Raw genomic sequence first — 13,767 nt, forward strand, 5'->3', positions numbered from 1 at the left:
TTGAGTGGAAACTCACCCATTTTCACGATTTATTCCTCAAACTGCGAAGTTGGCTCCCAACATCGCGCGCAGTTCCTCACTCATGCCGGCCACAGCCACTTCCGGCCCCGGCTGATAATCCTCTTTGCGCAACACTGCTTTGTTGCCGTTGATGGTGTAGCCCAGCTTGTGCGACACAGCCTGGGAAGCTTCATTTCCCGGCTCCCACTCCGAGCGCAACCGATGCGCACCCAGGTAATCAAAGCAGAAGACCGCAGCGGCATGACGGATCTGCGTACCTATCCCGCGGCCCTGAAGGCGGTGGTAGATCCACGATCCGGTTACAACCTCATAGTTATCGGAGAAATTCTTCGCCCGCAGATCCACCGAGCCGATAACCTCACCATCAAGGTGCACTCCAAAATCGAGCGACCATTCTTCCGGGGACATCTGTGCGCGATGCGCCCACCGGAAACTCGGATCAGGCTTCTGCTTCAACCACGGGAACGTGTACTCCGGAAGCGGCTCGCCGAAAATCTCAGCGGCGCTAACCCCATGAATGGCGGCGATGTCACTATCGCGCAGCACCCGCAGACTCAGCTCACCCACGTGGATGGAAACCCTAAAGGGAGCCCACATTTCTTCAACGCTTCTCACGGTCATGAGAACACTGTACTTTGCGTAGAACGCACCTTTAGTCTCATGCACTGGAAATATGCATACCCCTGTATGGGTGCATCACGAAAGAAGCTTTTCCTATTTGCTTCTTTTCTCAGATCCTTTCAAGTTAAAATTTCCGAGAGCCTGAATCACAGGCACTGTTCTCTCTTAACTTTAAGGAGCCCTATCATGAAGCGTTTCGCTGCTGGCGTTGTTGCCGCTGCCACCGCACTGTCCCTGTCCACTGGTGTTGCCTCTGCTGCACAGCCGGGCGAGTCTACTGTTGACGGCATCGCCAAGGAGTTCATCTCCGCACCGCACTGGGGTTCCATTAAGGGAAGCTCGGATGCTCACAAGAGCGACGAGAATTCCTCTAAGGCTTGGAACAACTTCTACCAGTCTTCCTACGACAACGATAAGAAGCAGGAGTACAAGGCCGGCACCACCGCTGACATCCTCTGGGGCGTTGGCATCGCCGCTGCCGTCCTCGGCGCTGCTTACACCGCAGTTCAGAACGGCCTCATCCCGGGCGTTTCCCTTCCGTTCTAATTTGAACGCATCAAGCTTTTAGCTTTGAACTTCTAGCTCCAGTCCGTTGTGGGCTGGAGCTTTTCCATATCGCATACTTTTTAGCCTTCACTTCTTTATCATCTTCTTTACTTTCACTACCTCTACCTTTCTTCTCAAGGAGTACCTCCATGAAGCGTTTCACCGCCGCTGCCGTTGCCGCCGCCACTGCACTGTCCCTGTCCATCGCCCCGGCTACCGCCGCCGAGAAGGGTTCCTCCGAGGTCTCAGAGGGCGAGGTGTTTGGCTACATCCTGAAGCAAGGATTCAAGGAAGCCGTCGGTGGTGACGGCTTCGCTTCCTCCGTGGATTACGGCATTGAGAAGGGCGCTGAGGCTATCAGCAGCAAGGGTAGTAGCGAGGGCAGCAGCACCCCTGAAGAAATCAAAGAAGGCCTGGAGACTGCTGGCTCCGCCAAGGATGTCGCCATGTCTTCCCTGAAGAATGACACCGCCAAGGAATACCCGGTGGGAACCACCGCTGAAATCCTCGTTGGCACCTCTATCGCCGCGATTGTGCTCGGCCTCATTGCTGGCGTTGTCAATGCTGTGAACTCCGGCTTCATCAAGATTCCGGGCTTCAACGCCTAAACCTTTGCCACCTCCATGTCACGCACCTGAGTGCCACAGGCGGGTGGCACAATAGAACCCATGACTGCCACCCTGTCCCAGGCCGGTACAACGGCCGCTGTGATCGTCACCCACCAGCGCGTGGAGCTACTGCGCGCCTCCCTTGAACAGGTGGTGAACCAAACGCACCCAGTGCAGTGGGTGATCGTGGTGGATAACGGTGCGGAAGCAGCAGTAGAGGAGCTCCTCCACGAACTAGCCGGCGAGCGCGGCGTCTACGTGCCTTCCGAAACCAACCTTGGTGGCGCCGGCGGCTTCGCGCTGGGTTTCCTCACCGCACTCGCCCTCGGCGCGGACGCGGTGTGGTGCGCGGATGATGATGGCCGCCCCGCCGACCACCACGTGCTAGAGGAGCTCTACCGAGTTGCGGAAAACAACGCACTCCACGAAGTCTCCCCCGCCGTGTGCAATATCGATGAGCCTGCCAAGCTGGCTTTCCCACTGCGCCAGGGCCTGGTGTGGCGGCGCTACATGAGCGAGCTGGAGGGTGACTTTCTGCCCGGCATTGCCTCCCTCTTCAACGGCGCGCTCATCTCCGCCGAGGCCATGGAGAGCATCGGCGTCCCAGACTACCGCCTGTTCATCCGTGGTGATGAGGTGGAATATCACCGCCGCCTGGTCAACTCGGGTTTAAACTTCGGCACTGCGCTGACCACCAGCTACCTGCATCCGGATGGCTCCGATGAGTTCAAGCCCATCCTCGGCGGAAAAATGCACACGCAATACCCGGAAGGCGAGTTCAAGCGCTTCTTTACCTACCGCAACCGCGGCTACCTTCTGTGGCAGCGCGGCATGCGCAAGTTGCTACCACAGGAATTCGCACGTTTCGGCTGGTTCTTCCTAGTCCAGCAGCATGACGTCAAGGGATTCATGGAATGGCTGCGCCTGCACAACCGCGGACGCAAAGAAGACTTCCGCCGGCCCTAAAACTCAAAGGACTTGCGCGTGCTGCGGAAAATCAGCCACCGCTGCACAAAGAAATTAATCAGCGTTGCCGTGCCCTGGGCAATGACGAAAGCCACCGCCAGCGCCCAGGACGAAGGCCAGTCCAGCGTGTGGTCAAAGAAGGGAAAGGCCCAGCGATACAACAAAATGTTGATCGCATAGGTCATGGCGTAGGTGGCAAAGACCGCAACAAAGCGGCGCTTCGAGGCCCGCGCGTTGAAGGTCCACCGTCGATTCAACAAGTAAGCCACCAAAGTACCGACGGCAAAACCGACGGTCCGCGAGGCCACATCGCCGAACACGGCTAAACCAATTTGAAAAAGCCAGGTCAGGGAGACGTCGATAAGCGCGGCAATGGCCCCCGTGATCGCAAATTTCGTGCCCTGCGCCTGCAGGGAGTTCGACCGTGAGAGGCGTTCGGCCATGGTTACTTTCCTTTGAAGATGAAGGCGCGCTGAATGGCGAAGTTAGTCACCGTGGCCACGCCCTGCGCGATGACGAAGGCGATGGTGTCTTTGAGCGCTCCTTCAAAGCCCATGCTGATCAGCGGGGCGTTAAGCACCCAGTACAGGAAGTTTTGCACGGCGAAGGTGGACAAATACAGCAATCCCACGGCACCGGCTGTACGACCAGAAACTTGAGCCCCGAAAGTCCACCGGGCATTCGCCAGATAGGCGGCGATGGTGCCGAAAACCCAGCCAATCGCCTTCGCCAGGGAACGGTGTAGGCCTAGGTACGTCAGAAAGAGGGTAAGGCCATAGTCGATGGCCGCGGTGAAAACACCAACGGACACAAAGCGCACGAGCTGGGTCTTCATGCTAGAAGTAGGTTCAGTCACGGCGAAATACTCTACCCGCGGACAAGGGCGCGGTAAATGTCCAGGCGGTCTACGGGCGCGACGGCGTCTTCGCCATAGGCGCCGAGAGACGAAAGCACCTTCAGCGAAGCCGAGCACAGCTCCCGAATTTCCGGGCCGCGCAGCTCCTCACCATCATCATCGACCCACCCCAGCGCAGCCATGGCGGTTTCCGCTACGGAATCGGTCAATTCGCGCCCGCCCATGCAGGACAGCGCTAGAGCCATGGACCAGAAAGCATCTTTGCCCTCGTTCGTCACCTCACGCGGCAAGGTCCGCAGCTGGCGGTACGCGTCACTATCAATGGTGACGTCGCGGTTGAGGTCTAGAGCTTGGAGGAGGGGGACGAAATCATAGAGCCGGGTCCGCTCAATCAGCGCGTGGACGGGGCTAACCACGAGGTTCAAAACCTCATCAATGGTTTCCTGGCCCGTAAGCTCCGCATTCACAGCGGTGAGATCGAAAGGTGTCTGGAAGGAACCAGAACCACCGACGCACAGGGCCGCCGGCGTTCCGCTATCGCGCGGATAGGTTTCGACCACGACGATTTCGAAGTCCCACAGACCCCAGGCGTAATCAACCTGCTGGCCTTCGCGGCTCAAAAACTCGCGCACGGTGTGACTTGGGTCGATACGCTGGCCACGGGCTTCGGTGTGTTCAAAGAAGTGCCATGGGGGATCCTCGTGTGGCAGCCCGAAGCAGATTTCAAGAATATGGTGAAGTTCTTCCAGCGTGAGCGCATCAGAGAAACCGATCTGACGGTGCACCTCTGCATCCGCGCGGACGTTGGATACCTGACACAGCAGGGTTCGAGCAGAATCACCACGATTGGCGCGGACCTGCGCCAAATCTGTGACCTTTGAGCTCATGTGCCCCACCATACGCATTTTTAGTTGCGGGCGGTGAGCTCGCGCGCTTCGAGCTCGCTGAGCATGAAGACGATGGCAGCACTGATTCCACCCCACACAGTCCACGGCTTTTCCACGCCGCGGCGGCGAATAAATCGGACCACGCTGTGCTCAGTCTTTATTGTGAGCCATCCGCCAAGCAGCAGAATGCCGAAGGCAACCGGGATGGCCCACGCGGGGACATCGGGAGTCTCCGGCTCCGGCTGGCCCTCGTGGCTCTCGGCGTTAGTAATGACCACGAGCGCGCCGAAACCTAAGAAGGACAGGACATAGGCGAAAACGAGCGCAGTCCTATTCTTGATCCAATCAGGGAACGCGGTCATGATGCCCACAGCCGCGGCTTGGGTGATGCGTCCGGCGAGGGTGTCATCCAGCGCATAATTATCTTGCTTGGGAGAGGTCATACCGCCCCACCTTAGGCGGGCGGTAGGCTACCGTGCATGTACTCCTCTAAAAAAGAGCACCTCACCCCGGCACAGCGAGCAGCGCAAGATGAGCGCGCCGAGGAAGACAAGCGTCACGGTCACTTTCTGGCGACGGAACACACCTCGCTGCCGCTTAATGGTTTTATGACGCGGCTCATCGCCGAGGAACTGCCCATCCTCGATTCCACGTCGCGCGGCCGCGTCTATGAGATCCTGCGCGCCTATGAAGGCCCAGAAATTAGCTCCCAAGAAGAACTGCCGGAAGAAATCCGCGAGATCATGGATCTTTACTAATTCCGAACTAAACCCACACAACCGGACAGCACAAATGTTCCGTTTGCTTGGCTTTTGTACCTAATCTCACGTTTTCACTGCCGCCACAGGCACGACCGCCTAGGTAGTGTAGGAAACCGACCCATCACATCGAATCAAAGAGTAAGAGATGGAACTGCATACTACTGAGAAGTCCCTCCACGGTTGGGGCCGCACGGCGGCGACAACCGCCCACGTTTTGTCCACCCCAGACGTCGACGTCATCAAGACGGCTGTCGCCCAGGTGGCTGAGGACAATGCTGATAAGCCTTCCCACCTGCGCCGTGGCGTCATCGCCCGCGGTATGGGCCGCTCCTATGGCGACCCCGCGCAGAACGCCGGTGGCCTCGTCATTGACATGCAACCCCTCAACAAGATCCACTCCATCGATCCGGAGTCCGGCATTGTCGACGTCGACGGCGGCGTCACCCTGGACCAGCTCATGAAGGCCGCCCTGCCCTACGGCCTGTGGGTTCCTGTCCTTCCAGGCACCCGCCAGGTCACCATCGGCGGCGCTATTGGCCCGGACATCCACGGCAAGAACCACCACTCCGCCGGTTCTTTCGGTGACCACGTCACCTCCATGGAACTGCTCGTGGCAGACGGCCGAGTCCTCCATCTGACCCCGGAAGGTGAAAACAGCGATCTTTTCTGGGCTACCGTCGGCGGCATGGGCCTGACCGGCATCATCCTGCGCGCCAAGATCAAGATGACCAAGACGGAAACTGCCTACTTCATCGCGGATACCGACCGCACGGATAACCTCGATGAAACCGTGGCTTTCCACTCCGATGGCTCGGAGCACAACTACACGTACTCCTCCGCGTGGTTCGACGTCATTTCCCCGGAACCAAAGCTGGGCCGCTCCACTATTTCCCGCGGCTCCCTGGCAACCCTGGAGCAGCTCGAGGAGCTTGCCCCGAAGCTGGCGAAAGACCCGCTGAAGTTCAATGCCCCACAGCTGATGACGGTTCCGGATATCTTCCCGAACTTCACCATGAACAAGCTTTCCCTCATGGCTATCGGTGAGGCCTACTACCTCATGGGCGCCCCGGCGCGCAACCAGGTCAAGAACCTCACGCAGTTCTACCAGCCGCTGGATCTCATCGGCGAGTGGAACCGTGGCTACGGTTCCAATGGCTTCCTGCAGTACCAGTTCGTGGTGCCGACCGACGCCGTCGAGCCCTTCAAGGAGATCATCCGGGACATGCAGCGCTCCGGCCACTACTCCGCGCTCAACGTGTTCAAGCTCTTCGGCCCGGGTAACAAGGCCCCGCTGTCCTACCCGATGCCGGGCTGGAATGTCTGCGTGGACTTCCCCATCAAGCCGGGCCTGGGCGCTTTCCTCGATGATCTGGATAAGCGCGTCATGGAATTCGGTGGCCGCCTCTACCTGGCCAAGGAGTCCCGCACCTCAGCGGAGAACTTCCACAAGATGTACCCGGGCCTCGAGGGCTGGCTCAAGACTCGCAACGACATCGACCCGACCGGCGTCTTCGCCTCCGATATGTCCCGCCGCCTCGAGCTGCACTAGAAAGGAATCACCTCATGCTGAATGCAGTAGGCCAAGCACAACACATCCTCCTTCTCGGCGGCACCTCCGAGATCGGCCTCGGCATCGTCGAGGAATTCCTCGAGCGCGGCCCGGCCAAGGTCACCCTGGCGGCTCGTGCGGACTCCCCGCGTATCGCGGATGCTCGCGCAACCATCGAGTCCCGCGGTGGCGACGTCGAGGTCATCGACTTCGACGCGACTGATTTCGAGGGCCACGGAGACGTCGTCAACCGCGCCTTTGAGCGCGGCGATGTCGACGTCGCCATCATCGCCTTCGGCACCCTCGGTGACCAGGAGGAACTGTGGCAGGACCAGGCCAAGGCAGTTGCCTCGGCCCAGACTAACTTCACCGCACCGGTTTCCCTCGGTGTCTTACTCGGCCAGAAGTTCCAGCAGCAGGGCCACGGCACCATCGTGGCGTTGTCTTCCGTCGCCGGCATGCGCGTACGCCGCTCCAACTTTGTTTACGGCGCCTCCAAGGCCGGTGTCGACGGCTTCTTCATCAACCTCGGTGAGGCCCTGCGCGGCTCCGGCGCCAAGGTGCTCGTGGTTCGCCCAGGCCAGGTGCGCACCAAGATGTCGGCGGAAGCCGGCGAGGCTCCCCTGACCGTCAACGTCTCCGACGTGGCTAAGGCCACCGTCAAGGCGGTGCTGGATGGCAAGCAGTCCATCTTCGTGCACCCGCTGTTTGAGTACGTGTCCTTGGGATTCAAGTTCATCCCACAGGCGATATTCCGGAAGCTGCCTTTCTAAAGTTCCGCTATGTCCACGGCGTGTGGGAAACTACTTACATGACTGAGTCTCCCGCCACGTCGTCTATCTCCCCCACCGTGGAATATAACGTCGACCGCTTGACGCGTCGCGCCAGCCTCGTGGGTATTGCCGCCGCCGCTGTAGGTGGCGGCCTTGTTACGCTCATTGGTTTCTTCGCTTTCAAAACGGTCTCCCTCCCGGCGTTCAGTACGTCGATGGTGACCCGTGCGTTGAGCACGGCGGGAACTGCGCTCACCGTTCTCTTGGTGGGTGCTCTGTGCGCGTGGTGGATTATTACGCCGCGCCCCCGCTGGCGGACGTGGCTCACCACCGCTGTGTGTTATATCTCCCCAGCGCTGCTCACACTGACCAGTATCGGCTTGCCCCTTTCGGCTTCCCGCCTGTGGCTCGACGGCGTCCAAGTCGACCAGGTATTCCGTACCCAATTCCTCACCCGCGCCACAGAGGCCAGCTCTTATGCGGACATGAACTACGAGGGCCTGCCTACCTTCTACCCGTTGGGCTGGTTCTGGATGGGCGGGCGGCTCGCGAACCTTCTCAACATGCCGGGCTGGGAGGTTTATCAACCGTGGAGCCTTATCTCCCTGGCCGTGGCCGGGTGCATCCTGGTTCCGGTGTGGCAAAGGCTCAGCGGTTCGCTGCCAGTTGCCACCGCCATTGCGTTGACCACCATGGCGGTGACCCTGACCATTGGCGCTGAGGAGCCCTATTCCGCCGTCATCGCCATGGGCGTCCCGGCAGTGGCCGTCCTGTGCTCCCACGCTTTCTACAGGGCTTCCTGGTTCTCTACTGCCGCAATCGCTATCTACCTGGGAGTTTCTGCCTGCTTCTACACGCTCTACACGGGTGCAGTGGCGCTCACCATCGTCAGCCTCATTGCACTGGTCACCGGCGTCGCTGAGCGCACATGGGTACCCCTCGTGCACTTGGTCACCATCGCGGCCGGTTCCCTGGCCATCGCTGCGATCGCCTGGGCGCCCTACCTCTACGGGGTCCTGCACGCCACTGCCCCGCTAGAGTCCACCGCGCAGCATTACCTGCCGGAAGAAGGCACCCAAATCCCGGCGCCTTTCCTCTCGTTGTCCGTCATTGGCATCCTCAGCCTGATCGGCTTGATTTACCTCGTCATGCGCATCGACGAGCCCGAAATCCGCGCTCTGAGCACCGCTCTTGTCGGCACCTACCTGTGGACCTTGGCCTCCATGGTCATGACCCTCGCCGGCAGCACGCTGCTGGGCTTCCGCCTAGAGCTGATCGTCGTGGTGCTTTTCGCTACGGCCGGCATCCTCGCGCTGGCCGACATCCGCCTCATGGGCCTGCCCACGCTCTACCCGGAAGGCTTCAGCGAGGTCACCAGCAAGCGCGTGACCCTAGCCTTTGCCATCCTCATGGGGCTTGGCGGTGTTTACTATGCCCAGCAGATCCCAGCAACGAACGTGACCGCCTTGGACCATGCCTATACCGATACCGACGGCTACGGGGAACGCGCGGACCGCTACACCAGCGATTCTTCCGCCAACTACGGCGAGATCCGCGAGTTCATCGATGCCCAGGGCTACGAGGCCAATGACACGGTTGTCCTGACCGATGAGAAGCTCTTCATGGCCTATAACCCCTACTACGGATTCAACGCCTTCACCAGTAATTACGCCAACCCGCTGGGAGAGTTCAGCACCCGCAACCTGCAGATCGAGGAGTGGGCTTCCAAATCCTGGGAACAGACTCCGGAAGAGTTTGCGAAGTCGCTTCAGTCCGCACCGTGGCGCGGGCCGGACGTCCTCATCTTCCGCGGAGACATCAAAAAACCCGGCGATGGTTACAAGACGCACTTGGCGGAAGACATCTACCCCAACCAGCCCAACGTGCGCTACCGCGCGGTGTTCTTCAACCCAGAGGTCTTTGAGGAAGGTTGGAACACGCAACAAATCGGCCCCTTCGTCGTGGCGGCGCGATCTTAAGAAGCCAAGGCGGTGACGTAGACTGATCGCCGTGTCAGATCGGAAAACCTCTTCATTACGTGCACCGCAGTCCCTGCGACTCACCGCCATCATCGCTGGATTCATTGGTTTCCTGTGCTTCGTGGCGACGCCGCTACTGCCGGTGAACCAGACCCAATCCTCCTTCGATTGGCCCCAGCAGGGCTCCCTGCAGTCCATCAACGCCCCGCTCATCTCGGTGGCGCCGGAAGAAATTGATGCAGAGATCCCCCTGGAAGCCGTCGACAAGCTGCGCGACGGCCAGGACCTGCTCTACGGCACCGTGCCCCCGGAGTCCAAGAAGGCCTCCAACCGCGGTATGTTTGTCCGCGCCGGCGAGGGTGGCCTCTCGGTAACCAGCCTCGATGAGGTCATTTTCTCGCTCACAGCTGAGCAGGTGGCACAGCTACCAGAGGACGCCACCCTCAGCATCGCCTCCACGGAGGACGGGACCACCGTCTCCGTGGGCAAGCACAAGAAGACCACCGAGGAGGATCTGCGCCCGCAGGTCACCGGCGTCTACACCGAGATTGATGACACTCCGGAGAACCTCGCAGAGCTTGGCGACGACCTCCGCATCCACGTAGAGATCAACTCTCGGTTTACCTCCTCCCCGACACCGCTCAAGCTCATCGCCATGTGGCTGGGCCTGGCCATGGTGGTCATCAGCCTGGTCTGCCTGTGGCGGATTGACCGCCTCGATGGCAAACGCCTTGGCTTCATGCCCGAAACCTGGAAGCAGATCCGCCCGCTCGATGGCGTCGTGGCAGCTGTACTCGGCTGGTGGTACGTCTTCGGCGCCAATACCTCCGATGATGGCTTCATCCTCACCATGGGCCGCGTTTCCGATCACGCGACCTACATGGCGAACTACTACCGCTGGTACGGCGTCCCCGAGGCCCCGTTCGGCGCGCCGTACTACGACCTCGTGGCATGGCTGGCACAGTTCTCCAGCGCCTCCATCATCGTGCGCCTGCCCTCGCTCATCTCGGCGCTCATCATCTGGTTTGTTTTGTCGCGCGAGATGCTCCCGCGCTTCGGTACCCGCGTGAACGAGCGCCGCCTCGCGCACTGGACGGCCGCGTTCATGTTCCTAGCTTTCTGGCTGCCCTATAACAACGGCGTACGCCCAGAGCCCATCGTGGCCCTCGGTGTCATGTTGACGTGGGCTTCCTTCGAGCGCGCCATCTCCACCCAGCGCCTTCTGCCGGCAGCGGTGGGCACCATCATCGCCACCATCACCCTAGCCGCTGGCCCCACCGGCCTGACCGCGGTGGGCATCTTCCTGGTCTGCCTGCCCGCGCTGTTCCGCATCATGGGCACGCGCGCCCCCGAAGTCACCTGGCCGGCACTCATCGCCCCGTTCCTTGCCTGCGGCACTGCCGTCATGGTCGCCGCCTTCGGGGACCAAACATTAGCGTCAGTCATCGAATCGACGCGCGTGCGCTCCGCGGTCGGCCCGTCCCTGCCGTGGTACTCCGAGTTCGTGCGCTACTCCACGCTCTTCGAGCCCTCCGTGGATGGCTCCCTGACGCGCCGTTTCGCCATGTTCACCATGCTTTTCTGCCTGGCGCTCATCATCTACGCCTTCATCAAGAACCACCGCGTCGTCGGTGCGGAGGCAGATCCCACCAAACGCCTGCTGGCCATCATGGCGCTCTCGGCTTTCTTCCTCATGTTCACGCCGACGAAGTGGACGCACCACTTCGGTATCTACGCCGGTATCGCCGGCGTCATCGCCGCGCTCGGCTCGGTGGTCCTGTCCCAGATCGCCATGCGCTCCCCGCGCGCCCGGACCTTCTCCGTCGCCGCAGTGATTTTCCTCCTCGCCATCTCCCTAGGTGGCTGGAACGCTTGGTGGTACGTGTCTTCCTTCGGCATCCCGTGGTGGGACCGCACGGTGCAGTTCAAGGCCATCGAGGCCAACACCGTGGTGCTCGCGATCGCCATGGTGGTCCTAGCGATTGGCCTCTATCAGTCCCTGGTTCACAGCTATCGCAAGAACAAGGCTGAGGCCGACGGCACCCTCGAGGAATTCGAGGCCGCCAACGCCGCCAAGGTTTCTCGCTGGGCAGGCGCCATGTCCGCACCGATTGCGGTGGCCTGCATCCTCATCGTGGCCTTCTCCTGCGCCTCCTTTGCCAAGGGCTACGTGGCCCAGGCGGATTCCTACTCCGTGGGCAAGGGCAACCTGGCGTCCCTGCGCGGCGATGTCTGCTCGCTGGCGGATGCCACCATGGTGGAAACCAACACCAACGAGGCTTTCCTCACTCCGGTCGACGGCGACCTCAAGGATTCGCTGGTTGACGAAGACGAGGATAACTTCGGTTTCGGCCCCAACATGATCAAGGAAGATATTGAGCCGGAGAACCTCAACTCGGCGTCGGTAGGCGCCATTGCCAACACCACCGGTGATGACTCGGCTGCTTCCAATGAGGAAACCACCGAAACAACCGAAGTCACCGATTCTTCCGCCGGTGGCGTGCGCGGAACGCTAGGCGTCAACGGCTCCGAGATGCACCTGCCCTTCAACCTGGATTACACAAAGGTCCCGGTCATGGGTTCCTACGATGAGTCGCAGCGCTCCACCGCCACCATCACCACCCAGTGGTACAACTTGCCGGAACCAGGAGAAAACACCCCTGTCCTCGCGGTCTCTGCTGCCGGCAAGATTTACCACCACGACGTCAACGGTGTAGAGCAGGAAGGCACCGAGCTCACCTTGGAGTACGGCACCCTCAAGAACGGCAAGGTCACCAACAAGGGTGAGGCCGAGCTTTCCGACGTCGGCGCGACCCCCAAATGGCGCAACCTCCGCATTGCTCTAGACGAGCTCCCGGAAGAGGCCAACGTTGTACGCCTCGTTGCGGTAGATGATTCCACCGATGAAGACGATTGGATGGCGTTTACCCCACCGCGCGTACCGGAGCTGGCCACCATCAACTCCCAGTTCGATTCCTCCACCCCGGCACTCCTTGACTGGTCCGTCGCACTGCAGTTCCCCTGCCAGCGCACCTTCGACCACTACGCCGGTGTGACGGAGATTCCGGAGTTCCGCATTCTTCCCGACGCCGCCGCGCAAACCTCCCTCACAGACTTCCAGTCCTTCTCCGGTGGTGGCGCGCTGGCAACCGCAGAGGCAGTGAACTACTCCTATGAGATCCCGAGCTACCTCAACAACGATTGGGCACGCGACTGGGGCGCCATTGAGAAGTACGAGCTGCGTACCAACTCCCGGGGCGAGGAACCGCTGAAGGCGGATATCGACCAGGAAGTCATCCAGCGCTCTGGCTTGTGGAAGAACTCCGAGATGAAGATTCGCCCGGAGGGCGAGCAGTAGCCCTACAGGAACTCGGCCGAATCTTTAATGCGCTGCCGCGCCACGGCCGGGGTGGAAATGCGGTGCATAGACACGTAGTCCGCGGTCTGTGCACCGGGAATCTCCACGCATTCCGCAATCTCATCCTGCGTTGCGGTCTGGACCAAGATGTCAGAATAGGCTGCTGCCAGCGCCGCCTCGTCGAGGACGTACTCACCGCGGATGTCCTCCGGGAGCTTGGCCAGCGCGCCGAAGTCAGGGAAGGTGAGGAGGAGGGCGTCGGCAGGCACCAGCGCTGCGAGCGCCCCACCCGAGGAATAGCCCCACACCGTCACGCGCTCGGCACCGTGTTCGCGGGCATAATCGACGGCCGCCTGAACCGACTGAGCCATCTCCGCCACAGTGTGCTCGGGTGCCAACGGATAGTCGACATCAATGATGGTGGTTCCGGACAGCTGTGCTGCAGCAGCCACTTCGGGCCGCCACTGCATCTCTAGCGCCTTGCCGTCACCACGCCACCATCCGCCAGAGTGCAACGACACCGCCCAACGACCATTCTGCTCTGAAGGAACAAAGATCGCTCCCACCTCAGAGTCTTCAACACGTACCCCCTCCGTGAAGGCAGTACCAGGCAGCGAGTGATCCACTGCGGAACCCAGCACCATCATGGAGGCCTGCACGATGCGGTCCGGCAGCAACGCACAGTAGCGGTCCGCCTCCGGCGAACCTCCACCGGCCCACGGCGGGCGGAAGTCCGGCAGCGGGTAGTGCACCTCCATGTAGGAGGAAAGCTGCTCGAGCTGTTGTTCCGGACTTAGTTGGCGATCAGTACCACCGATATTCCACTCACTCATGGCCCCCAA

14 protein-coding genes are annotated in these 13,767 nt (G+C 60.7%); 8 read left to right on the top strand and 6 right to left on the bottom strand.

Features of this window, described 5'->3' with window-relative positions:
* Positions 1 to 36: 36 nt before the first annotated feature.
* On the bottom strand, positions 37 to 642 hold the full coding sequence (locus tag QP363_RS07615) for a GNAT family N-acetyltransferase (RefSeq protein ID WP_284763800.1): 606 nt from the start codon (positions 640 to 642) through the stop codon (positions 37 to 39).
* 186 nt (positions 643 to 828) lie between these two features.
* Between QP363_RS07615 and QP363_RS07620 the strand changes: the two genes are divergently transcribed.
* The 3 genes from QP363_RS07620 (at position 829) to QP363_RS07630 (ending at position 2,762) form a co-directional block, all read left to right on the top strand.
* Positions 829 to 1,188, top strand: coding sequence for a hypothetical protein (locus QP363_RS07620; protein ID WP_284763801.1), 360 nt, complete (start codon positions 829 to 831; stop codon positions 1,186 to 1,188).
* A gap of 149 nt (positions 1,189 to 1,337) precedes the next feature.
* Positions 1,338 to 1,796 (top strand): hypothetical protein, encoded by a 459-nt coding sequence (locus QP363_RS07625; protein ID WP_284763803.1) that lies wholly within the window; start codon positions 1,338 to 1,340, stop codon positions 1,794 to 1,796.
* Positions 1,797 to 1,856: 60 nt separating this feature from the next.
* Entirely contained in the window at positions 1,857 to 2,762 is a 906-nt protein-coding gene (locus QP363_RS07630; RefSeq protein WP_284763805.1) for a glycosyltransferase, read from the top strand.
* Here QP363_RS07630 and QP363_RS07635 read toward each other — a convergent pair.
* The 4 genes from QP363_RS07635 to QP363_RS07650 are packed head-to-tail and all read right to left on the bottom strand — an operon-like array spanning position 2,759 to position 4,948.
* Positions 2,759 to 3,205: a GtrA family protein gene (locus tag QP363_RS07635; RefSeq protein WP_284763807.1), complete on the bottom strand. Its 447-nt coding sequence runs from the start codon at positions 3,203 to 3,205 to the stop codon at positions 2,759 to 2,761. The genes QP363_RS07630 and QP363_RS07635 overlap by 4 nt on opposite strands.
* Before the next feature lie 2 nt (positions 3,206 to 3,207).
* Positions 3,208 to 3,597, bottom strand: a complete 390-nt coding sequence (locus tag QP363_RS07640) for a GtrA family protein (protein WP_284763855.1) — start codon at positions 3,595 to 3,597, stop codon at positions 3,208 to 3,210.
* Between the two features lie 32 nt (positions 3,598 to 3,629).
* Entirely contained in the window at positions 3,630 to 4,505 is an 876-nt protein-coding gene (locus QP363_RS07645; protein WP_284763808.1) for a hypothetical protein, read from the bottom strand.
* Positions 4,506 to 4,525: 20 nt separating this feature from the next.
* Positions 4,526 to 4,948: a hypothetical protein gene (locus QP363_RS07650; protein ID WP_284763809.1), complete on the bottom strand. Its 423-nt coding sequence runs from the start codon at positions 4,946 to 4,948 to the stop codon at positions 4,526 to 4,528.
* Between the two features lie 36 nt (positions 4,949 to 4,984).
* Here QP363_RS07650 and QP363_RS07655 point away from each other — a divergent pair, with 36 nt between their 5' ends.
* The 5 genes from QP363_RS07655 (at position 4,985) to QP363_RS07675 (ending at position 12,925) form a co-directional block, all read left to right on the top strand.
* Positions 4,985 to 5,263: a hypothetical protein gene (locus QP363_RS07655; protein WP_070644676.1), complete on the top strand. Its 279-nt coding sequence runs from the start codon at positions 4,985 to 4,987 to the stop codon at positions 5,261 to 5,263.
* 148 nt (positions 5,264 to 5,411) lie between these two features.
* Entirely contained in the window at positions 5,412 to 6,815 is a 1,404-nt protein-coding gene (locus QP363_RS07660; RefSeq protein ID WP_284763811.1) for an FAD-binding oxidoreductase, read from the top strand.
* A gap of 14 nt (positions 6,816 to 6,829) precedes the next feature.
* On the top strand, positions 6,830 to 7,588 hold the full coding sequence (locus QP363_RS07665; RefSeq protein WP_070710451.1) for a decaprenylphospho-beta-D-erythro-pentofuranosid-2-ulose 2-reductase: 759 nt from the start codon (positions 6,830 to 6,832) through the stop codon (positions 7,586 to 7,588).
* Positions 7,589 to 7,626: 38 nt separating this feature from the next.
* Positions 7,627 to 9,567: a galactan 5-O-arabinofuranosyltransferase gene (locus QP363_RS07670; RefSeq protein WP_284763830.1), complete on the top strand. Its 1,941-nt coding sequence runs from the start codon at positions 7,627 to 7,629 to the stop codon at positions 9,565 to 9,567.
* Positions 9,568 to 9,598: 31 nt separating this feature from the next.
* Positions 9,599 to 12,925 (top strand): arabinosyltransferase domain-containing protein, encoded by a 3,327-nt coding sequence (locus tag QP363_RS07675; protein WP_284763832.1) that lies wholly within the window; start codon positions 9,599 to 9,601, stop codon positions 12,923 to 12,925.
* A gap of 2 nt (positions 12,926 to 12,927) precedes the next feature.
* Here QP363_RS07675 and QP363_RS07680 read toward each other — a convergent pair whose 3' ends face one another.
* Entirely contained in the window at positions 12,928 to 13,758 is an 831-nt protein-coding gene (locus QP363_RS07680; RefSeq protein ID WP_284763833.1) for an alpha/beta hydrolase, read from the bottom strand.
* Between the last annotated feature and the right edge of the window lie 9 nt (positions 13,759 to 13,767).

Origin of the sequence: Corynebacterium sp. UMB6689 (assembly GCF_030215295.1) — a bacterium.
In the GTDB taxonomy this organism is placed as follows: domain Bacteria; phylum Actinomycetota; class Actinomycetes; order Mycobacteriales; family Mycobacteriaceae; genus Corynebacterium; species Corynebacterium aurimucosum.